The organism is Arthrobacter sp. Alg241-R88, from assembly GCF_900537115.1.
Classification (GTDB): domain Bacteria; phylum Actinomycetota; class Actinomycetes; order Actinomycetales; family Micrococcaceae; genus Arthrobacter.
The window spans coordinates 423,576-444,852 of record NZ_UNRG01000003.1 but is presented as its reverse complement, the minus strand read 5'-3'; the positions used below and the strand labels follow the sequence as shown (position 1 = coordinate 444,852).

18 protein-coding genes are annotated in these 21,277 nt (G+C 66.3%); 8 read left to right on the top strand and 10 right to left on the bottom strand.

Going from position 1 to position 21,277, the window contains the following annotated elements:
- Positions 1 to 30 precede the first annotated feature (30 nt).
- Positions 31 to 1,197, bottom strand: coding sequence for a bifunctional glutamate N-acetyltransferase/amino-acid acetyltransferase ArgJ (gene argJ / locus G6R19_RS10580; protein WP_163164595.1), 1,167 nt, complete (start codon positions 1,195 to 1,197; stop codon positions 31 to 33).
- Positions 1,194 to 2,225, bottom strand: a complete 1,032-nt coding sequence (argC, locus tag G6R19_RS10575; RefSeq protein ID WP_163164593.1) for an N-acetyl-gamma-glutamyl-phosphate reductase — start codon at positions 2,223 to 2,225, stop codon at positions 1,194 to 1,196. Before argC ends, argJ begins: the two co-directional genes overlap by 4 nt.
- Before the next feature lie 168 nt (positions 2,226 to 2,393).
- Here argC and G6R19_RS10570 point away from each other — a divergent pair, with 168 nt between their 5' ends.
- The 3 genes from G6R19_RS10570 (at position 2,394) to G6R19_RS10560 (ending at position 8,862) form a co-directional block, all read left to right on the top strand.
- Positions 2,394 to 3,359, top strand: coding sequence for a quinone oxidoreductase (locus G6R19_RS10570; protein WP_163164591.1), 966 nt, complete (start codon positions 2,394 to 2,396; stop codon positions 3,357 to 3,359).
- A gap of 119 nt (positions 3,360 to 3,478) precedes the next feature.
- Positions 3,479 to 7,435 (top strand): Pls/PosA family non-ribosomal peptide synthetase, encoded by a 3,957-nt coding sequence (locus tag G6R19_RS10565; protein WP_163164589.1) that lies wholly within the window; start codon positions 3,479 to 3,481, stop codon positions 7,433 to 7,435.
- Positions 7,436 to 7,506: 71 nt separating this feature from the next.
- On the top strand, positions 7,507 to 8,862 hold the full coding sequence (locus G6R19_RS10560) for a M1 family metallopeptidase (RefSeq protein WP_163164587.1): 1,356 nt from the start codon (positions 7,507 to 7,509) through the stop codon (positions 8,860 to 8,862).
- A gap of 27 nt (positions 8,863 to 8,889) precedes the next feature.
- On the opposite strand, the gene G6R19_RS10555 is transcribed toward G6R19_RS10560, so the two are convergent.
- From G6R19_RS10555 to pheS, 3 genes are read right to left on the bottom strand one after another with little or no spacing between them, the layout of a single operon-like run.
- Positions 8,890 to 9,558, bottom strand: coding sequence for a 4'-phosphopantetheinyl transferase superfamily protein (locus G6R19_RS10555; RefSeq protein ID WP_240341826.1), 669 nt, complete (start codon positions 9,556 to 9,558; stop codon positions 8,890 to 8,892).
- 20 nt (positions 9,559 to 9,578) lie between these two features.
- Positions 9,579 to 12,122 carry a phenylalanine--tRNA ligase subunit beta gene (gene pheT / locus G6R19_RS10550; RefSeq protein WP_163164585.1) on the bottom strand — a complete coding sequence of 848 codons (2,544 nt, stop codon included), beginning with the start codon at positions 12,120 to 12,122 and terminating at the stop codon, positions 9,579 to 9,581.
- 2 nt (positions 12,123 to 12,124) lie between these two features.
- On the bottom strand, positions 12,125 to 13,186 hold the full coding sequence (gene pheS, locus G6R19_RS10545) for a phenylalanine--tRNA ligase subunit alpha (protein ID WP_163164583.1): 1,062 nt from the start codon (positions 13,184 to 13,186) through the stop codon (positions 12,125 to 12,127).
- Positions 13,187 to 13,395: 209 nt separating this feature from the next.
- Here pheS and G6R19_RS10540 point away from each other — a divergent pair, with 209 nt between their 5' ends.
- The 3 genes from G6R19_RS10540 to G6R19_RS10530 all read left to right on the top strand — a co-directional run bounded on the left by G6R19_RS10540 (position 13,396) and on the right by G6R19_RS10530 (position 15,932).
- Complete coding sequence (locus G6R19_RS10540) at positions 13,396 to 13,881, top strand: hypothetical protein (RefSeq protein ID WP_205484363.1); 486 nt, start codon at positions 13,396 to 13,398, stop codon at positions 13,879 to 13,881.
- A 3-nt stretch (positions 13,882 to 13,884) separates the two neighbouring features.
- Positions 13,885 to 14,685 (top strand): SIMPL domain-containing protein, encoded by an 801-nt coding sequence (locus tag G6R19_RS10535; RefSeq protein ID WP_163164581.1) that lies wholly within the window; start codon positions 13,885 to 13,887, stop codon positions 14,683 to 14,685.
- Between the two features lie 71 nt (positions 14,686 to 14,756).
- Complete coding sequence (locus G6R19_RS10530; protein ID WP_163164693.1) at positions 14,757 to 15,932, top strand: Rv2578c family radical SAM protein; 1,176 nt, start codon at positions 14,757 to 14,759, stop codon at positions 15,930 to 15,932.
- Here the strand turns inward: G6R19_RS10530 and G6R19_RS10525 are convergent.
- Positions 15,929 to 16,378 (bottom strand): (deoxy)nucleoside triphosphate pyrophosphohydrolase, encoded by a 450-nt coding sequence (locus G6R19_RS10525; RefSeq protein ID WP_163164579.1) that lies wholly within the window; start codon positions 16,376 to 16,378, stop codon positions 15,929 to 15,931. The two genes, G6R19_RS10530 and G6R19_RS10525, sit on opposite strands and share 4 nt — an antisense overlap.
- Positions 16,379 to 16,544: 166 nt before the next feature.
- On the opposite strand from G6R19_RS10525, the gene G6R19_RS10520 reads away from it, so the two are divergent.
- Together G6R19_RS10520 and G6R19_RS10515 are read left to right on the top strand one after the other, a co-directional pair.
- Positions 16,545 to 17,753 (top strand): MFS transporter, encoded by a 1,209-nt coding sequence (locus tag G6R19_RS10520; protein WP_163164577.1) that lies wholly within the window; start codon positions 16,545 to 16,547, stop codon positions 17,751 to 17,753.
- A 119-nt stretch (positions 17,754 to 17,872) separates the two neighbouring features.
- Positions 17,873 to 18,148 (top strand): GlsB/YeaQ/YmgE family stress response membrane protein, encoded by a 276-nt coding sequence (locus tag G6R19_RS10515; RefSeq protein ID WP_163164575.1) that lies wholly within the window; start codon positions 17,873 to 17,875, stop codon positions 18,146 to 18,148.
- A gap of 153 nt (positions 18,149 to 18,301) precedes the next feature.
- Here G6R19_RS10515 and G6R19_RS10510 read toward each other — a convergent pair whose 3' ends face one another.
- The 4 genes from G6R19_RS10510 to infC all read right to left on the bottom strand — a co-directional run bounded on the left by G6R19_RS10510 (position 18,302) and on the right by infC (position 21,159).
- A complete protein-coding gene (locus tag G6R19_RS10510) occupies positions 18,302 to 19,213 on the bottom strand; it encodes an RNA methyltransferase (RefSeq protein WP_163164573.1) in 912 nt (303 codons plus the stop codon).
- Positions 19,214 to 19,279: 66 nt separating this feature from the next.
- Complete coding sequence (rplT, locus tag G6R19_RS10505; protein ID WP_163164571.1) at positions 19,280 to 19,672, bottom strand: 50S ribosomal protein L20; 393 nt, start codon at positions 19,670 to 19,672, stop codon at positions 19,280 to 19,282.
- 120 nt (positions 19,673 to 19,792) lie between these two features.
- On the bottom strand, positions 19,793 to 19,987 hold the full coding sequence (rpmI, locus tag G6R19_RS10500; protein ID WP_009358635.1) for a 50S ribosomal protein L35: 195 nt from the start codon (positions 19,985 to 19,987) through the stop codon (positions 19,793 to 19,795).
- Between the two features lie 116 nt (positions 19,988 to 20,103).
- On the bottom strand, positions 20,104 to 21,159 hold the full coding sequence (gene infC / locus G6R19_RS20535) for a translation initiation factor IF-3 (RefSeq protein ID WP_275898062.1): 1,056 nt from the start codon (positions 21,157 to 21,159) through the stop codon (positions 20,104 to 20,106).
- Positions 21,160 to 21,277 lie beyond the last annotated feature (118 nt).

Sequence of the window (21,277 nt, the reverse complement as noted above, 5' to 3'; positions counted from 1 at the left end):
CAACGGTTTTGGCCGGGGCCGCGGGGGCTCCTAGCTGGAGTACGCGCTGTTTTCGTGCACGTAGTCATGGGTGAGGTCGTTCGTCCAGATGGTGGCCTCGGCGTCGCCGGCCTGCAGGTCGATTTCCACCAGCACCTCACGCGGTTCCAGGTCCACCAGGCTGCGGTCGTCTCCGATGCTGCCGTTGCGGCAGATCTGGACTCCGTTGATGGCCACGTTCAACTGGTCCGGTTCGAACGCCGCGTCGGTAGTGCCGACGGCGGAAAGCACACGGCCCCAGTTGGGGTCCTTGCCGAAGATGGCGGCCTTAAACAGGTTGGACCGTGCCACCGAGCGGCTGACGGTTACGGCGTCAGCTTCGCTGGCGGCGTTGAAGGTGCGGATGGCGATGTCATGGCTGGCACCTTCGGCGTCCGCGATCAGCTTCCGGGCCAGTTCGGCGCACACCTGGGTGAGGCCGGCACCGAAGATTTCCGCGGACGGCACGGCACCGGAGGCGCCGGAGGCCAGCAGGACCACCGTGTCATTGGTGGACATGCAGCCGTCGGAGTCAGCCCGGTCAAAGGTGACGCGGGTGGAGTCGCGGAGGACGACGTCGAGCATTTCCGTTTCCACCGCGGCGTCCGTGGTGAGGACCACCAGCATGGTGGCGAGGCCAGGTGCCAGCATGCCGGCGCCCTTCGCGATGCCGCCGATGCTGAATTCCTGGCCGTCTGAATCGGTGCCGATAAACAGGGCGGCCTTGGGCACCGAATCGGTGGTCATGATGGCCGTGGCCGCGGCAGGTCCGCCATCGGTGCTGAGGGCTTTGGCGGCCGTCTCCACGCCGGGCAGGATCTTGTCCATGGGCAGCTGTTCGCCGATCAGGCCGGTGGAGCAGACAAAAACGTCGGTGGCCGAGATGCCGAGGACTTCCGCCACTTTTTCTGCCGTGCTGTGGGTGTTTTGGAAGCCGGTGGGGCCGGTGCAGGCGTTGGCCCCGCCGGAGTTGAGGACCACGGCATCCACCCTGCCGTCCGAAACCACCTGGCGGGACCAGTGGACGGGAGCAGCAGCCACGCGGTTGCTGGTGAACACGGCGGCGGCTGTTTTGGCGGGCCCGTCATTGACCACCAGGGCAAGGTCCGGGTTGCCGGAAGCCTTGAGCCCGGCGGTAACGCCGGCGGCCCGGAATCCACGGGGTGCGGTAATGGTCACGGGGCTACTCCCTGCAGGTCAAGGCCGGCCGTTTCAGCCAGGCCGAGTGCGACGTTCATGGACTGGACGGCGCCGCCGGCGGTCCCCTTGGTGAGGTTGTCGATGGCGCAGGTGACGATCACCCGGCCGGTGTGGGGGTCAAAGGCAAGCTGCATGGCGGCGTGGTTGGACCCCTGCACGGACTTGGTGGCGGGCCACTGCCCCTCCGGAAGGACGTGGACAAAGGGCTCGTCGTCGTAGGCGTCGGTCCAGGCCTGCCGCAGCTGTTCTGCAGTAACTCCGGCCGCCACCTTGGCGGTTGCCGTGGTGAGGATCCCGCGGCTCATCGGTGCAAGCGTAGGCGTAAAGGAAACGGTCACCTGCTCCCCTGCCGCATTGGACAGGCCCTGTTCGATCTCGGGGGTGTGCCGGTGCCCGCCGCCTACGCCGTAGGGGCTCATGGAGCCCATCACCTCGGCACCGATCAGGTTGACCTTCGCAGCCTTGCCCGCACCCGAGGTGCCGGAGGCGGAAACGATGACGACGTCGTCGGGCTGGAGGAGGTTTGCGGCGAACCCGGGCGCCAGGGCCAGCAGGGCCGACGTCGGGTAGCAGCCCGGCACGGCGATCCGGCTGGCTCCCTTGAGGGCTTCGCGCTGGCCGGGCAGTTCGGGCAGGCCGTAGGGCCAGGTGCCGGCATGCGACGAACCATAGAATTTTTCCCACGCCGCGGGGTCCTGCAGGCGGTGGTCGGCGCCGGCGTCGATCACCACTGTCCCTTCCGGAAGCTGGGCAGCGATGTCCGCGGAGGCGCCGTGGGGCAGCGCAAGGAAGACGACGTCGTGGCCGGAGAGGTTCTCCACGGTGGTGTCCTCAAGGATCCGGCTGGCAAATCCGTGCAGGTGGGGCTGCAGCTCGCCCAGGCGCGACCCCGCGTTGCTGTGCGCGGTGATCGCTCCGATGGTGACGTCCGGGTGGCCCGCGAGCAGGCGGAGCACCTCTCCGCCGGCGTACCCACTGGCGCCTGAGACTGCAACAGAAATAGTCATGGCCTCCACCCTACAGCAAACTTATTCACTATGTCCGATATTTATGCATACGGGTTTTTGGCGGCAGCGGGTGCGGGACACACTGCGGCGGAAGGACGCCCCCACTTCTTCCCTGAAGCCTAGGATGGGTGGACCGGGCAAGGAAACTCCGGCCCGCGGAAGGAATCCATGACGCACGCCATTGTCGCCGGGCAAGCCGGTGGTCCCGAAGTCCTCTCTTACGTACCGGTTGAGCGCCCCGTTCCCGGTCCCGGACAACTGCTGGTCCAGGTAGCGGCAGCGGGGGTCAACTTCATCGATACATACAAGCGCAGCGGCGTGTACAAGGTCCAGTATCCCTTCATTCMGGGATCTGAGGCTGCGGGTACGGTTGTGGGACTTGGCGAAGGGGTTACGGGGTTTGCCGAGGGAGACCGCATAGCCACCGCGGAGGGCCACGACTGCTACGCCGGCTATGCCCTCGTGGACGCGGATAAAGCGCTGCCCGTGCCGGAGGGACTTGACGATGCCACCGCAGCCGCCTTGCCGTTGCAGGGCCTGACGGCCCATTACCTGGTCAATTCCACCTTCAAGGTTCAAGCCGGCCATAACGTCCTGCTCCACGCCGGCGCAGGCGGGGTGGGCCTGCTGCTCATCCAGCTCCTCAAGGCCAAGGGAGCACAGGTCATCACCACCGTGTCCACCGACGAGAAGGAAGACCTGGCGCTCGGAGCCGGGGCGGACCACGTGCTGCGGTATAACGGCTTCGACGACGCCGTGCGGGACCTCACCGGCGGCAAGGGCGTTGACGTGGTTTATGACGGGGTGGGCAAGGACACGTTTGACGGTTCGCTTCGCGCCCTTCGCGTACGGGGCATGCTTGCCCTGTTCGGCGCAGCTTCCGGTCCCGTCCCGCCCGTGGATCCGCAGCGCCTGAATGCAGGGGGTTCATTGTTCCTGACCAGGCCCACCATGGCCCACTATTTGCAGGATGCCGCGGAACGGCGCTGGCGCTCGGACGAAATTTTCGCGGCGGCTGCCGACGGCAGCCTCAAAGTCCGGGTGGGTGGCCAGTACCCGCTGGCGGAGGCCGCCCAGGCGCACCGCGACCTCGAAGGGCGCCGCACCACCGGCAAGGTGGTGCTGATTCCGTAGGGTCATCCATGGTCGGCGGGGCACGTTTGCCAAATGCCTGTTGAACACCTTCCGAACAACCCGTGCACAGCAGGAAACGTAGACACTTTCTGTTCATCTTGTCCCGGCACACTGCACGGGTGACCGAGCAACACAGCAGCAGCCTTGCAACCGGCGGCGACCCCGGGCCTGAGCCCCGCTATCTGCCGCAACTGGCGGGGTCCGCAGCAGCTCCCCCGGCAAGGACTCTGGTTGACATCCTCCAGGACACGGCCGACCGGCACCCGGACGCGTCTGCCCTCGACGACGGCCGGGAGTCGCTGAGCTATGCCCAACTGATGGCGGCCGTCCGCTCTGCCGGCCGGGAGATGCACCTCGCCGGACTCGGCGCAGGCGACAGGATCGGCGTCAGGATCCCGTCGGGCACCAACGGGCTGTACATCTCCATCCTTGCCATCCTGCTCATTGGCGCCGCCTATGTCCCTGTGGACGCAGACGATCCCGAGGAACGCGCCAGGCTGGTTTTCGCCGAAGCCAAGATTGCCGCCGTCGTCACGGAAAGCGGGGTGGCACTCACCGGCAGCAGGCCCGTGCCCTTCCCCGCTGCCCGCACCGCGGACACCCACGACGACGCATGGGTGATCTTCACCTCCGGCTCAACCGGAACTCCGAAGGGAGTTGCCGTACGGCACCGTTCTGCGGCCGCCTTCGTGGACGCCGAAGCCCGAATCTTCCTCAGGGCGGACCCGATCGGAACGTCGGACCGGGTGCTGGCAGGGCTGTCCGTTGCCTTTGACGCCTCCTGTGAAGAGATGTGGCTGGCATGGCGGCACGGCGCCTGCCTGGTCCCCGCTCCGCGCGCCCTGGTCCGCACCGGCATGGACCTGGGCCCCTGGCTCATCAGCCACGGCATCACTGTTGTGTCCACGGTTCCCACCCTGGCTGCGCTCTGGCCCGCCGAAGCACTCGAAAACGTCCGCTTGCTGATTTTCGGCGGGGAAGCCTGTCCGCCGGAGCTTGCCGAGCGGCTGGCCGTTGACGGCCGGGAAGTGTGGAACACCTACGGCCCTACCGAGGCAACCGTCGTTGCCTGCGCTGCTCCCCTGGGCGGGGCCGGTCCTGTCCGGATCGGCCTGCCCCTGGACGGCTGGGATTTGGCCGTGGTGGACGCCGACGGAGTTCCCGTCCCCGAAGGAGCCGTTGGCGAACTCATCATCGGCGGCGTCGGGCTGGCCCGCTACCTGGACCCGGCCAAGGATGCCGAAAAGTATGCCCCGTTTCCGACTCTTGGCTGGGACCGCGCCTACCGCTCCGGCGACCTTGTCCGCTATGAAGCCGAAGGACTCGTGTTCATGGGCCGTGCCGATGAACAGGTCAAACTGGGCGGACGCCGCATCGAACTGGGCGAAGTGGATGCAGCGCTGCAGGCGCTGCCCGGCATCGCCGGCGCGGCGGCCGCTGTCCGGACGACGGCGGCCGGGAATCAGATCCTCGTCGGGTACCTTGCACCCGCCGGAGCTTCGGAGCCGGACCTGGCGGTTGCCCGCCAGCTCCTGGCTGCCAGCCTTCCCGCAGCCCTCGTTCCGCTGCTGACCGTCGTCGACTCCTTGCCCACCAAGACCAGCGGAAAGGTGGACCGGCACGCCTTGCCATGGCCGCTTGCCGGTTCGGGCGCCGATGACGCAGAACATGCCCCGCTGAACCTTCCCGACGACGCCCGGTGGATTGTTGAGCAATGGGGAGCCGTCCTCGGCGTCAAGGCAACCAGCCTCGACGCAGACTTTTTCGCCGCCGGCGGTGGATCCCTCGCGGCAGCCCAACTCGTTTCTGCCCTCAGGGTCCGCTACCCCACCATCACGGTGGCGGACATCTACGCTACGCCCCGCGTGGGTGCCCTAATCGACGTGGCACGCCAGTCGCTGCCCGAGGGGACACCAGCCGGTCCTGCCAAGGTCCGGAAGGTCCGGCCCACCGCCCGCAAGTCCCAGGTTTTCCAGACGCTGATGGGTGTGCCGCTGCATATTCTCGTTGGCATGCGGTGGCTGACGTACCTGATGGCCGGCAATAACCTGCTGGCCGGGCTGGCCGGTTTCACCGGCGCGGCAACGGTGTCCTGGTGGTGGGTAGGTGCGTCCTGGCTGGTGTTCGTCAGCCCGGCCGGACGCATGGGCCTGTCTGTGGCAGCCGCCCGGATCCTGCTGCGGAACGTTGAACCGGGAACCTACCCCAGATCCGGGAAAGTCCACCTGCGCTTGTGGCTGGCTGAGCAGATCCAGGACCTTGCGGGGGCGGTCAGCCTGGCCAGCGCACCCTGGGTGCCCCACTACGCACGGGCCCTCGGCGCGAAGATCGGAAGCAATGTGCACCTGCACTCGCTGCCGCCCGTGACCGGGCTTCTCTCGCTGGGCACCGGGGCCAATGTGGAACCCGAGGTGGACCTTTCGGGATGGTGGATCGACGGGGACAGCGTGCACATCGGAGCCATCCACATCGGCGCAGGCGCCACGGTGGGCGCCCGAAGCACCCTGATGCCCGGTGCCAGCGTTGGAGCCGGCGGGCAGGTGGAGCCCGGTTCAGCAGTCCTGGGCAAGGTCAAGGCCGGTCAGCTCGTAGCCGGTTCCCCCGCGAAACGCCGGGGCAAGGCAAAGCAGAACTGGCCGGAGCAGCCTGCCACCGGAGGGCTCCAGGCGAGGCTCTGGTTTACTGCCTTTGCCGCTGCCAGCACCCTGCTGGCCATGATCCCCTACCTGTCTGCTGCGGCTGCCTGCCTGGTGGTTTTCCTTTTTATCAGGGGCAACACTTCCCTGGCGGAAGCCTGGGTTCCCCTGCTGGCTTCCCTGCCCGTTGCCGCCCTGGCGTGGTTCGCAGCGAACCTGCTTCTGATCCTGGCAACCACCCGCCTGCTGGGATTGGGCTTGCGCGAAGGCTACTACCGTGTGCGGAGCCGGATCGGTTGGCAGGTCTGGGCTACGGAACGCGTCCTGGATCTGGCGCGGGAGCTGCTGTTTCCCATCTATGCCAGCCTCTTCACGCCTGTCTGGCTTCGTCTGCTGGGAGCAAAAATCGGGAAAAACGTCGAGGCTTCCACCGTGCTGCTGCTCCCAAAAATGACCACAGTGGGAGAGGGTGCCTTCCTCGCTGATGACACGATGGTGGCCTCCTATGAACTCGGTGGCGGCTGGCTGCGGATCGGGCCGGCCAAGATCGGCAAGCGGTCTTTCCTGGGCAACTCGGGAATGACCGGAGCAGGCCGCAATGTTCCCAAGAACTCGCTGGTGGCCGTACTCTCGGCCACGCCGTCGAAGGCCAAGTCCGGTACGTCCTGGCTGGGAAGTCCGCCCGTCCGGCTGCGCCGCACCGCCATCGCGTCGGACAACTCGCTCACTTACCAGCCGCCGCGCCGGCTGAAGATTGCCCGGGCGCTCTGGGAGGCCTGCCGGTTCGTCCCGGTGGTGCTGACGGTGGCACTGGCCGCCGGCGTGCTGCTGGCCTTCGATTGGCTGGCGTCCGGCTACGGGTATGCCGTGGCTGCCCTGCTGGGCGGTCTGGTGATGCTCCTGGCAGGAGCCGTGGCCGCCGGCAGCGCGGTCGCGGCAAAATGGCTCCTTATTGGCCGGATCAAGGCCGGCGAACACCCCCTGTGGAGTTCCTTCATCTGGCGCAACGAAGTGGTGGACACGTTTATCGAGATGGTCAGCGCGCCCTGGTTCGCCCGCGCGGCCACCGGCACCCCGGCCCTTGTCTGGTGGCTGCGTGCCCTTGGCGCCAGGATCGGTTCCGGGACCTGGTGCGAGAGTTACTGGCTGCCGGAGGCGGATCTCGTCTCCCTGGGCGCGAACTCCACGGTTAACCGGGGCTGTGTGGTGCAGACGCACCTGTTCCACGACCGCATCATGAGCATTGGCCCTGTTACGCTCGAAGACGGCGCAACGATGGGACCTCACGGTGTCATCCTGCCGCAGGCAAGGATCGGCCAAGGCGGAACAGTTGGCCCCGCGTCGCTGGTGATGCGCGGGGAAACAGTACCTGCCGGGACCTACTGGATGGGCAACCCCGTCAGCCCTTGGGCCGGGCCTGTCCTGCCGCGGGGGAAATGAAGCGCCTGGCAACACCCTGCAGCAACACCACCGCCGTCCACCAACAGCATGTAGTTGAGGCCCTCCCCGTCATGAGCTCGCCAGAATCAGTCCGCGGAAGCTCCACCCTGCCGGGACCCGCCCTGCTGTCCGACCCCTATGTGGCGCACCATGGCACTGACGCCTACAGCGTGTCGAGCTACGCACTGGAGCTGGACTACAGGCTGGCCAGTAACCGGCTGAACGGCAGGGCGCTGCTGCACGCGGTGGCCAACCGGGCCGCGTCCGCCGTTGTGCTTGACCTGGTGGGGCTTAGGGCAGTCAAAGTGCAGTTCAACGGCCGTCGGGTGCGCCGCTTTTCCCAGCGCGCCGAGCAACTGGTAGTGCACCTGGACACTGCCCTCGTTCCGGGCGAAAGCTTCACTGTGGAGGTCCGGTACGAGGGCAATCCTGCTCCCCGCCGCGGGCTGTGGGGCGAGGTGGGTTGGGAAGAACTGACCGACGGCGTCCTGGTGGCAGGGCAACCCGACGGCGCCCCTTCCTGGTTCCCTTGCAATGACCACCCCCGGGACAAGGCCAGCTACCGCATCTCGGTCACCACGGACGCAGGCTACCGGGCCGTCTGCAACGGGGTGCTGGTGGGTCATACGCACGGGTCCAGCAGGGAGACCTGGACCTACGCGCAGGAAGAGCCGATGGCGACGTATCTGGCGACGGTGCAGATCGGCAGGTACGACGTCCTGGTCCTTGACGACGGTTCTGCCGGCGGCGTGGGTCAGATCGCAGCCGTGCCCCCTGCCCTGGCCGACGCGGCTGCGGACGGGCTGAGCCGGCAGCGTGACATGATGGCGGCTTTCGTCCGGCGCTTCGGCCCGTACCCCTTTGCGGGCTACACCATAGTGGTGGCTGACGACGTCCTGGAGATCCCGCTGGAAGCCCAATCACTGTCCATCCTGGGGCGGAACCACCTCAGCCTCGACTGGGAATCCCAGCGCCTTATTGCCCATGAGCTGTCGCACCAGTGGTTCGGCAACTCGCTGACCCTGGCGGCGTGGCATGACATCTGGCTGCATGAGGGTTTCGCCTGCTATGCAGAGTGGATCTGGTCTGAGGAGGCCGGCGTTATGGGCGCCCACGAGCGGGCGGCGTCGGCCTGGCGGGGGTTGTCCGCTGGGGAACAGGACCTGCTGGTCGGAGATCCGGGACCGGCCCTGATGTTTGACGACCGCGTTTACAAACGCGGGGCGCTGGCACTGCACGCACTCCGCAGGCATTGCGGCGATCTGGCCTTCTTCACGCTGCTGCAGGAATGGACCAGGACCCACCGCCATGGATCGGTCTCAACGGCAGACTTCGTGCTGATGGCAAACCGTGTGGCGGGCGTCGACGCCGAAGCAGTGCTCCACCCCTGGCTCTTTGAACTGGCCCTTCCACCGCTGCCCGTCTAGCCGTACTGGTTGACCGGGCCGGCCCCGTCAACCGAGTGCCGCTGCAGCAACGAGCGACGCCGGCAGGCCGGTTGCGTTGGCCGGCAGGTCCTTCAGCTCCGGCTTGTCCAGTACCGCCACCTCCCGGGGATCCGTCCGGAGCCCCTCGCCGGTCATTTTGAGCCAGGCCTCTTTCCGGGTCCACAAGCGTGCGCGTTCACGGAACAGGGAGGGTCCCGCGAGCCCGGCAAGGGCCTGCTTTTCTTCGTCCGCCAGGGCGACGGCGTCAAAGCCGTCGAAAGCCAGGCGGGCAGGATCTTCGGCGTCGATCCCCAGCCGCTCCCCCGCCGCCGGTGACGTGAGGCCCGCCAGCAGGACCCACCCGCCGGCCCGGGCCATGCTCAGCAGCAGGGGAACAGGCTGACCATGATAGGTGAAGCCCGGTCGGCCGTGGGAGAGTGCGGGTCCGGCCCCGCAGCGCGGACAGGAGTACGCCGCAGTTAGCTTATGAGCGGGAACGTCAAGGATGTCGCCCGCAAAACGGCGCAAAGCCGCCCTGCCGGCCAGGAAGCGCGCGGCTGCCCCAGGTTCCATCGCGGCTGCCCGGAGCGATTCTGCCTGCCCCGGAACCAGCCCTCCAACGGGCCGCTGGTCCGCCTGCGGGCGGGAAATCCCTGCAGAGATATCCACCGCCCGCAGGACCAGCCTGGCATCCACCGGAGGTTGGTGCTGCGGGCTTAGCGCTGGACCGCGCCGAAGCGCTCGGCCGCCAGTGCCACAGCGCCTTCCCGTGCGGCTGATGCCTCGTCCGCCGTGAGGGTACGGTCATCTGCCCGGAACCGGAGTCCGAAGGCCAGGGACTTCTTGCCCTCTTCAATGCCCTTGCCGGCGTAGACGTCGAACAGCGCTACGTCCTCCAGCAGTTCACCGGCACCTTCGCGGAGTGCTGCCAGCACGTCGTCGGCCGGTACCTCGGCAGGGACCACCAGCGCCACATCCTGGGTGGCCACCGGGAACGTGGAGATGTGGCGCGCCACGATCACGTCCGGCGCGGCCTCAAACAACGCGTCCGCGTTGATCTCCAGGGCAACCGAGCGGGCCGGCATATCGGAAGCAGCGAGGAGTTTGGGGTGCAGCTCTCCCGCATAACCCACCACTTCCCCTGTCCGCAGGGACAGTTTCGCCGCGCGTCCGGGGTGGAATGCCTGGTGGCTGCCTTGGCTGACCACTACCTCCACGCCCAGGACGTCCCCGGCAAGGCGTGCGATGTCCAGGGCGTCTGCCCAGTCCCATACGCGGGGTGCATGGGCCGCCGCGGCAGGGGAATCGTGTCCCGTGAGGACCACGGCAAGGTGGAACGGCTGGGCGGGGACGCCGTCGTACAGCCGGTCCAGCACCTCATCGGCAGGCTTCACCCCGAGCGGCGGAATGGAGTCGGTACCCATCCCCTCGGCCGGCAGGAACACCAGGCCTGACTCGAAGAGTGCCAGGTCGCGGAAACCGCGCGAGTGGTTGCGCTTCGCCACCTCGATGAGTCCCGGCAGGATGGAGGTGCGCAGGAAGCCCTGCTCCTCGCTGATCGGGTTTGCCAGCTTGACGGCGCTCCGGGCAGCACCCTCTTCAGGCATACCGAAGGTGTCGTTGGCAGCCTTTGAGACGAACGGGTAGGACAGCACTTCGGTGAGGCCGGCATCCGCCAAAGCCTGGATCAGGCGGCGGCGCTGCTGCTGCACACGCGTGAGACCACGGCCCGGAGGGGCCACCGGCAGCGTGGCGGGGATCTGGTCGTAACCCACCAGGCGGGCGATCTCCTCGGAGAGGTCCTCCTTGGTTTCCAGGTCATGCCGCCAGCTCGGGGCAGTAACGCTCCAGCCGCCGTCGTTCTTCACCACGGCTGCGCCAAGGTCCTCAAGGGACGTAACGATCTGCTCTTCCGTGAAATCGATGCCGATCCGGGCGGCAGCAAAGGCTGCCGGAAGCTCAATCGTGACTGGGTCAGGGGCGGTCCCCACGTCGGTTCCGGCCTCGTCCGCCGTGCCGCCGGCCAGTTCCACCAGGAGGTCGACCACCCGCTGTGCGGCGATATCGGCGATGTGCCAGTCCACGCCGCGCTCGAAACGCTTGGAAGCCTCGGACGGCAGCTTGTGCCGGCGGCGGGAGCGGGCGATGGAAACTTCATCGAAGTGTGCGGCTTCAACGAGGATGTTCGACGTCGAATCGCCCACCTCGGTTGCCGCCCCGCCCATAACACCGGCGATGCCGATGGGACCGGAAGCGTCGGTGATCAGGAGGTCCTCGGCGTCGAGCGCGCGTTCCTTGTCATCCAGCGTGGTGATTTTCTCTCCAGCCAGGGCCCGGCGCACCACGATGTCACCGGACAGCTTGTCCAGGTCGTAGCAGTGCGTGGGCTGGCCCAGCTCGAACATGACGTAGTTGGAGATATCCACCGGCAGCGAGATGGAACGGACGCCGGCCAGCCGCAGACGGGAAACCATCCACGGCGGGGTGGGCCGGGTGGCATCCACGCCGCGGACGGTGCGGGCCACAAACCGGTCACAGCCGGGCTTGCCGTAAATGGGGGCGTCGTCGTTGATCTTGACGCCGTAGCCGCCCGAAAGCTCCGCCGGAGCGTTCACGCGGGACGCAGGATCGGTGAAGGAGGTACCCGTGGCGTGGGCGTACTCGCGGGCAACGCCACGGATGGAGAAGGCGTAGCCGCGGTCCGGGGTGACGTTGATTTCCGCGGCTTCATCGTAGAGGCCCAGGAGTTCCATGGCGTCGGTGCCGATTTCCGGATCCAGCCCAATGCGGGACAGCACCAGGATCCCGTCATGGTCCTCGCCGATGCCCAGTTCGCGGACAGAGGCGATCATGCCGGCGGAGAGGTGGCCGTAGGTCTTCCGGGCGGAGATGTGGAAGTTTCCGGGCAGCACTGCGCCCGGCAGCGTCACCACTACCTTGTCGCCTTCCACGAAGTTGTGGGCGCCGCAGATGATCCCCTGCACGCCGGAAGGATCAATGCCCTTGCCGGTGAGGGTCTGTTCCTGCCCCTCGGGGACAACACGGACCTGGCACCAGTTGATGGTCTTGCCGTTCGTCTGCGGCTCCTTGACCAGGCTCAGGACCTGGCCCACCACGATGGGACCCTGCAGGGTGTCCGTGGGACGGTGGACGTCCTCTTCTTCGAAACCGACCTTGACCAGCTCGGTCATTACCTCTTCGGCCGTAGCTCCGGCCGGTACCTCTGCGAATTCACGCAGCCAGGAAAGTGGGATACGCACTGTTAGATCTCCATCCCGAAGTGCTCGCTGAAACGTACATCGCCTTCGATCATGTCGCGCATGTCCCCCACCTCGTTGCGGAACATCAGGGTGCGTTCAATGCCCATGCCGAAGGCAAAACCTGAATAGACGTCCGGGTCGATGCCGGCGGCGCGGAGCACGTTTGGGTTGACCATGCCGCAGCCGCCCCACTCGATCCAGCGCGGGCCGCCCTTGGCGCCGGGGTGCCAGATGTCCAGCTCTGCGGACGGTTCAGTGAACGGGAAGTAGTTGGGGCGCAGCCGGATCTGGGCTTCATCGCCGAACATCTGCCGGGCGAAGTGCTCCAGGGTGCCGCGCAGGTCAGCCATGCTGAGCTTCCTGTCGATGGCCAGGCCCTCAAACTGGTGGAACACCGGAGTGTGCGTGGCGTCCAGCTCGTCGGTACGGAACACCTTGCCCGGGCACAGCACGTAGATGGGCAGCTCGCGTTCCAGCATGGAGCGGACCTGCACCGGGGAGGTGTGCGTGCGCATCAGGAGGTGGGCCTCGGGCGGCTCCACAAAGAAGGTGTCCTGCATCTCGCGGGCGGGGTGGTCCGGCTTGAAGTTCAGGGCGTCGAAGTTGAACCATTCCGATTCAACTTCCGGTCCCTCCGCAATTTCCCAGCCCATGCCCACGAAGATGTCCGCGACGCGGTCCTGGAGGGTGGAGAGGGGGTGGCGGGCGCCGGCACGACGACGGCGCGGAGCGGCGGTGACATCAACCGTCTCCTCGAGGAGGATGCGTGCGTCGTTTTCCGCTTCCAGCTCTGCCGTGCGGTCCGCGAGCGCTTTGTTGACGCGTCCGCGGGATGCGCCCATCAGCTTTCCGGCGACGGCCTTCTGGTCCTTGGGCAGCTTGCCGATTTCGCGGTTGGCGAGGCTGAGCGGTGATTTCTCACCGGTGTGCGCGAGCCTCACCGCCTTCAGCTCGTCAAGGGTGGCCGCGCCGGCGATGGCGGCGGTGGCCTGGTCTACAGCGGCAGTAATGGCGGCTTCATCCGTGGGGTTCGGGATGGCGGCGCCCGGCAAAGTTTCAGTCATCTACTGTTCTTAGCTACGAGTCGTGGCTGCCGGTGAACGGGCAGCCTGCACGGTTTCCCGGCGGCTCGTCCGTCACTGGCAGGTCATGGATGAATGCCCTTAATTCACGTGCAAATATCAGTTCATTCAATGACCAGGTCAGGGCATACCGGCAAAGCCGGCGGCCACTGCCCTCCAGTCTAATTGAACGGTCCGGCTACCATGTCCTCATGACACCACGGCAGCCTGCGGAGCTTCGGGCGCCCCTGACTGTGCCGCAGCGGCTGCGGCTGGCAGCCAATGTGATCAACGGCAGCACTGTCCTCGGACTCGCCGTGGCAACAGCGGCAAGGACGGAGCTCAGCAACGGCCCGCGGGGACTGATTATTGCCGCCGGATACCGGTGGCGGCTGCCGTTCGCCGGCGCGTTCACATTGGGGAACGTGGTCTTGTGCCGCTGCACGGCGGCTGACCTGTTGTCCCGGCCGGCGCTGTTGGGGCACGAGGAAAAGCACTGCTCCCAATACGCGTGGTGCCTGGGTGTCCCATTCCTCCCGTTGTACTTCCTCGCCGCCGGCTGGTCCCTGATCCGTACCGGGAATCCGGGCACGGGCAACATCTTCGAACGCCATGCCGGACTGCAGGCGGGCGGCTACCCTGCCCTCGGGACCCGGCGCCGGCCCTGGCGCCGCCATCCATCTGAAGTGGAGGCCTGACCCATGCAGACGGAACCGGACCGCGATTCAGCAAGTGACGACGTCGGGCCTGACAGGTACCAGCCCGGTGGCACGCAGCCCGGCGGCGCTCAGCCCGGCGGTTCTGGATCCGGGAGGGCTCAGTCCGGCGGCACTGGCTCCGGCGGCACTGGCTCGGGCGGCGGGCAGTCAGCGGGTACCGTGAGCGTCACCGGGACCGGCTCGGCGGAGGCTGCCCCTGACCTGATGGTGGTTTCCATTGGTGTGGAGTGCCGTGCCGACTCGGTGGAGGCCGCCTACTCCCGGGCCGGATCCAGTTCCGAAGCAGTCTCTTCCGCCTTCCGCCGGCACGGCGTTGAGGGGTCCGACATTCGCACCACTGGCCTAAACGTGCGTGCGGACCTCGCGTGGAAGGAAGGCGAAGGGCAGCGCGTCACGGGATACATTGCGGCCAACACCCTCACCGTAAGGCTGCGGGCACTCGATGCAGCCTCCGCCGCAATCTCAGACGCCGTAGGGGCGGGCGGCAACGAGGTCCGCCTGAACGGCCTTGAACTGGCCTTCAGCGACGATGCGGCGGTGCGGGCACGTGCGCGGGAGGCCGCGTGGCTGGATGCGTTGGGAACCGCCCGGCAGTATGCCCAACTCGCGTCCGCCCGGCTGGGACGGGTGGTTTCGGTAGCGGACAACACGCCGGTCCAGGGTCCGGTGCCGCTGGCGCGGATGCAGCGGGCTGCTGCTGTGGAAGCCCTCACCGTGGAGGCGGGTAGTTCCGAAGTGGCAGCGGCCATCACCGTGGTGTGGGAGCTCCAGACCGGCGCCTAGCCAGGCTTTGATTAGCCGCCGGCGCCGCGCGACGCTTGACTTAAGTTCGAACATACATTCGAATGGACCCTATGAGATGGGATGCCCAAGCACTGCTGCCGCCGCCGGCAGAAACTCTTGCCGCTGGCGCGCCAGCTGCGCTGCTTCCCCTCGCCGGCCTGGTCAGGTCTGTGACCACACCTGATTTCGCCGGCATCACGTTCCATGAGGTCACTGCCAAATCGGTGCTCAACAAAATTCCGGCCGGTTCACGGATGCCTTTTGAATGGACCATCAACCCCTACCGCGGCTGCAGCCACGCCTGCGTGTACTGCTTCGCCAGGAAGACCCACACCTACCTTGATTTCGACGCCGGGCTGGATTTTGACAGCCAGGTGGTGGTGAAAGTCAACGCGGCCGAGGTCCTGCGGAAAGAGCTGGCCAAACCTTCCTGGACCCGCCAGCAAGTGGCGCTGGGCACCAACACGGACCCGTACCAGCGCGCCGAGGGCCGCTATCAGCTGATGCCCGGGATCATCAGCGCCCTGGCCGACTCCGGCACTCCCCTGTCCATCCTCACAAAGGGAACACTGCTGGCCAGGGACATACCGCTGCTGAAGAGTGCGGCCACGCAAGTACCGGTGGGCGTCGGCATTTCGCTCGCCATGACCGACGAAGCGCTGTCGGAAGCCGTCGAGCCAGGCACGCCGGGACCACGGGCGCGGCTGAAGCTTGTATCCCGGCTTCGTGACGCCGGGCTGCCGTGCGGGGTTATGGCCATGCCCATCCTGCCGTGGCTCTCGGACAGTGATGAAGCCCTGGATTCACTCTTCGCCTCCCTCGCGTCCGCCGGAGCCACCGGCGTAACGGCCGGTGCGCTGTACCTGAAGCCGGGCACCAGGGAATGGTTCATGAAGTGGATCGCCGCGAACCATCCCGGGCTCGCCGGCCGCTACCGGCGCCTGTACGGAACTGGTTCCTACGCTTCAAAGGAATACCGCGCCTGGCTCGCCGGGAAAGTCCGCTACTTCAAGGCACGGCACGGCTTTTCCCATTCGTCCGGCTTCAGCCACCGGGACCTGGACGATCCCCGCGGCGAGGAAGCGGAGTACCCGGCAGGCATCATCCCGGCCATGGCGTCCGAGGGGGGTCCTGGAACAACACCGTCGGGAAAGCATGCTTCGCTGTCGCCAACCACATCGAAGGCAGCATTGCGTCCTGCGGCGCCCGGCACCTCAGGCCCGGCGGGACAGGAAACCCTCTTCTAGGAGCGCCCATTTCCCGCCGGCAGGGCCAGCTCCGCCAGCAAGGCACGCACGATGGGAAAGTCGGCAGGAATCCACGGCAGGCCAAGGACCTCGTCGTGGTTGTCCAGGGACACCCACCGAAGCTCATCGTGGTCTTCGAGGGGCTGCGGCACACCCTGAACGATTTCCGCGAACCAGACCCGCATACTGGCCCGTTCGTTCAGCGGCCAGCCGTGGCGGGCTTCGGCCTGAAGCTCCACGCCCAGACGCGCCCCGATACCAAGTTCCTCGGACAGCTCGCGGCAGAGCGCTGCCTCCGGCTCTTCGCCCGGTTCCACCTTGCCACCCGGGAACTCCCAGAGCCCGGCCAGCTTCTCCGGCGCACTGCGCCGCGCCACGAGCAGCCCGGAAGGCTCCCGGAGGCGGTCAACTACGGCTCCGCCCACCACCTGTATCAGTCCAGTCACCGCCCCATTCTATGGGGGACAATGGAAAGGCCCGGGGCACTCATTCCACGCCCGGGGAATACCTGTACGCCGCCGGAGGTTTTCCCGGGGGTCCAGGCCTCATCCCAGCCCCACTGCCGTGGCTGCAGCCCAACCTTGTATCTCCAGCACTTCGAAAAGCAGGCACATGAGCAGCGTCCTACAGTCGCCCACGGCAAAAAGCACCTCCTCCCCCAATATCGCCATGGCGATCCTCGCCCTGGCGATGGGAGGGGTGGGCATCGGCGTCACCGAGTTCACCATGATGGGCCTGCTCAAGGAGGTGGAACAGGGCCTGGGCATCAGCACGCCCGAAGCCGGGCATCTCATATCCGCCTACGCGCTGGGAGTGGTGGTCGGCGCACCGCTGCTTGCCGCCGTCGGTGCAAAACTTCCCCGCAAGAACCTGGCACTCGGACTCATGCTCTTCTTTACCGTCGCCAACCTCACGTCCTTCCTGGCCCCGGACTACGGAACCATGCTGGTGTCACGTTTCGCGGCCGGGCTGCCGCACGGCGCATTTTTTGGTGTTGCCGCCGTCATCGCCGCCTCGCTCGTGCCGCCCACCCGCCGCGGCTGGGCGATCTCCATGGTGATGGCGGGCCTGAGCATTTCCAACGTCATTGGGGTTCCGGCGGCAACCTGGGTGGGACAGACCTACGGCTGGCGGCTGCTGTTTATCCTGGTAGGCCTTCTCGGAGTTCTGACCGTGGTGCTGATCTGGCGGTTTGTTCCGTTCCATGAGGCCCATCCTGATGCCAGCATCCGGCGTGAACTGGGGGCTCTGAAGCGGCTCCAGGTGTGGCTTGCCATCATGATCGGCATCGTCGGCTTCGGCGGTTTTTTTGCCACGTACACGTACATCTCCCACACGATGACCCATGTGGCCGGACTCCCGTCGTCGCTGATTCCGCTGGTAGTGGCCCTTTACGGACTGGGCATGGTGGCCGGCAACGTCGTCGGCGGCAGGATCGCCGACAAATCCGTGATGGGCACGCTCTACAGCGTGCTGCCTGCCATCGCGGTGGCCCTGGTGGTGTACGCGATCGCTGCTCAGTGGCCCTGGTCGGCCCTGGTGATGGTCTTCGTGGTGGGCGCCGCCGGCTCCATGCTCGTACCGGCGCTGCAGACCCGACTGCTGGACGCCTCCCCGGACGCGCCGTCGCTGGCGTCGTCCCTGAACCACGCGGCCCTGAACGTTGCCAACGCCCTCGGCGCTTTCCTGGGCGGGCTGGTCATCGCCTGGGGATGGGGCTACGTTGCCCCCGCGCTGGTGGGCGCATGCCTGGCCGTCCTGGGCCTTGGCGTCGCCGTCGTAAGCGGCCTGCTGGAACGCAAAAGGCCGCTGACCGCCTGATTGCATGCACCAGCACCAAACCCCAGCACCAAACCCTAAGCATGCTGACATTGTGCAGGCCCCTATGTTAGCTTGATGCTCATCGGGAGGGTTTATCCCGGTCACTATAAGGAGGAGACATGGGTTTTCTTGCTTGGATTATTCTCGGCCTCATCGTTGGGGCCATTGTTAAAGCCGTGATGCCCGGCAGGGTAGGCGGCGGTTGGGTCACCAGCCTGGTTCTTGGCGTGGTAGGCGCAATTGTGGGCGGCTGGATCGGTAGCCTGCTCTTCAACAGGGGCGATCTCGCCTTCTTCGATCTCGGCACGTGGATTCTCGCCATCGTAGGCGGCCTGGTGGTCGCCGGCATCTACGGTGCCATCACCGGGCGCGGCAAAACCTCCCGCGCGCCCTGAGTTCCGGTACACCAAAATTTCACAGAAGCGAGGGCTCCGGAGCAACCGGGGCCCTCGCTGTGTGTCAGGGTCTGTGTGGCAGGGCCTGTGTGTCAGGGCCTGTGTGTCAGGGGCGGTGTGTCAGGGTCTATGTGGCAGGGTCTGTACGAAAAACTACGCCGTCAGGGCGGCCGGCAGGTGCTGCGAACGCGCACTGGCGTAGAGGCAGACGGTCGCTGCAGTGCCCAGGTTGAGGCTTTCTGCAGCACCGTAGACCGGGACCGCCACCCGGTGGTCCGCCAGGTCCAGCTCCTCCTGGGATAACCCCTGGGCCTCATTTCCGAACAGCCAGGCCGTGGGATTTTCCAGGTCGTACTCCGAGGGGGCTCCGTCCCCGGTCAGCCGGCGCCGGGCGTTCTCGTCCTGCAGCGCATCAAGGTTGAGGGAGCCGTAGCCGTCAGCAGCCAGGATACCGATCCCCCGCGCCCGGCACGCCGCTGCCAGTTCGTTGACGTCGGCTCCCAGCACCACCGGAAGGTGGAACAGGGATCCGGCCGTGGAGCGGACCGCCTTGGGGTTGTAGATGTCAACGCTGGAGCCGGTGAGAACCACCGCATCTGCTCCCGCCGAATCCGCCGCGCGGAGGACGGTTCCGGCATTACCCGGGTCGCGGACCTGGCACAGTACGGCAATCAGGCGCGGGCCGGCGTCGAGCACTTCTTCAAGCGCCACATCCAGGAAACGGCAGACGGCAATGATGCCCTGCGGGTTGACGGTGTCTGCCATGGCGGCCAGGACCTCGTCTGTGGCCAGCCGGGCGTTCGTGCCCTCAGAGAGTTCCTCGAACTCGGGAAACCGGTCCAGACAGGCTTCGCTGGCGAACACCTCGATGACCACCCCGGGGGCTCCCTCGGCGAGGCGCTGCTGGTGGAGCTTCAGCGCCTCGCGGACTGCCTGGGGGCCTTCAGCCAGGAACTGTCCACGCTTTAAACGCGCCGGGCGCCCGGCAAGTTTTGCCACATCCTTGACCCGATCTGCTCGGGGGTTGGAGAGTGGAAAATCCTGCGGGCGCCCGGTTTCGTTCATATAGGAAACTTTAGTGGCTAGGGCCACCAGTTCCTGAACTGCCCCTCGCGTGAGGGAAGGCAGGTGCTACTGTGCAGCGACAACCTTCTTGGCGGAGGTGTCGGCCGGCAGCGAGTCCTTGGCAACCTGGACCAGCGCAGCGAAGGCGTTGGCGTCCGAGACGGCCAGCTCGGCCAGCATACGGCGGTCAACCTCAACCTCAGCGGCCTTCAGGCCCTGGATGAGACGGTTGTAGGTGAGGCCATTGGCGCGGGAAGCAGCGTTGATGCGCTGGATCCACAGGCGGCGGAAGTCGCCCTTCTTCTTCTTGCGGTCGCCGTAGCTGTAGACAAATGAGTGCAGCAGCTGCTCTTTTGCCTTGCGGTACAGGCGCGAACGCTGTCCGCGGTAGCCCTTTGCGCGTTCAAGGATAACCCGGCGCTTCTTGTGGGCGTTGACCGCCCTCTTCACACGTGCCACGTGCGTACTCCTTCGAAAATTCTGCTCCCAAGCATCTACTGCCGGAGTTCCCCGGCGGCCTGAGAAGGCTTTTTGGTAGGTGACTTACACCAAGTGGTGGTCAGTCAAAAAACTTGGAAACTAGATGCCGAGCATCTTCCGGATGACCTTGGCGTCGCCCTTGAAGACGATCTTGTCGCCGGCGAGGCGGCGGGTCAGCCTGGAGGACTTGTGCTCGAGGTAGTGGCGGCGGTTGGCCTGCTGGCGGCGCAGCTTGCCGCTGCCGGTCAGCTTGAAGCGCTTCTTAGCACCACTGTGGGTCTTCATCTTCGGCATGGGAACCGATCTCCTTACATGTCCGCAGGCTGGGCCTGCAGTTCTATCGCGCAGCTGCCCCTGGGGGCGGCGTGCTGGTTGCTGACTGCCGGAGGGCGACCTCCGGCAGCTGTGGACTAAGTGGTCTTCTTGCCAGCCGGCTTCGGCACTGCCTTGGGGGCAGGGCGGGCAGCGGGCTTGGGTGCAGCGGGCCTGGCCACCGGCTTCGGCGGAGCAGGAACTGCTGCGGGCTTCGGCGCCGCGGCTGCCGGCTTGGCAGCTTCGGGCTTTTCAGCAACTGGCTTGGGGGCCGGTGCAGCAGCCTTCGGTGCGGGGGCAGCGGCCCTCGGTGCGGGAGCCTTGGGAGCTTCCTTCCGTGGAGTCTCCTGCTTCGGAGCTTCCTGCTTCGGAGCTTCCTTGACAGCCTCCTGCTTGGGAGCCTCCTGGACGGATTCCTTGGCAGGCGCGGGAGGCGCGGCAGGTTCGACGGCGGGAGCCGCCTCCTGCACGGGAGCTTCAGCTGCTGCTTCCGGTTCCGTCGACACCGTGAATCCCTCGGGAAGCAGGTCCGCGAGGGACTGCGTCAAGGGTGCCTGGTCGCTGCCGGAAACGTCGACCCGGCCAGTTGCCTTGGCTTCGTTCTGCGCTTTCGCTTCAGCCCGCTGCGTTGCGCGGCGTGCCTCAGCCTTGGCCTCAGCCTTGTTCTTCAACGGGCCAACCACCATGACCATGTTGCGGCCGTCGATCCGCGGGCTGGATTCAACCACGCCAACTTCAGCGACGTCGTCGGCAAAACGCTGCAAAAGCCGGATGCCCATTTCCGGACGCTGCTGTTCGCGGCCGCGGAACTGGATCATGGCCTTGACCTTGTCCCCGGCGCCGAGGAAGCGCAGTGCATGCCCGCGCTTGGTCTCGTAGTCGTGGGTGTCAATCTTCAGGCGGAAACGGATCTCCTTCAGAACGGTGTTCGTCTGGTTCTTCCGTGCTTCACGTGCCTTGACCGCGGCCTCGTACTTGTACTTGCCGAAGTCCATCAGCTTGCACACCGGAGGCTTAGCCTGAGGTGCAACTTCAACGAGATCAAGGTCGGACTCGGCGGCCAGACGCAGGGCATCCTCAATACGGACGATTCCTACCTGTTCACCTGCAGGGCCGACCAGCCGCACCTCGGGGACGCGGATACGCTCATTGATTCTTGGCTCGCTAATGTTAAAGCTCCTGTGTTGTTGTGGGATCCCGGCAAATAGAGAAGGCCCCCAATTGCCAGAGCAATCGAAGGCCTCGAGGATTGGCTGTGCGCGTCCCGCTTAA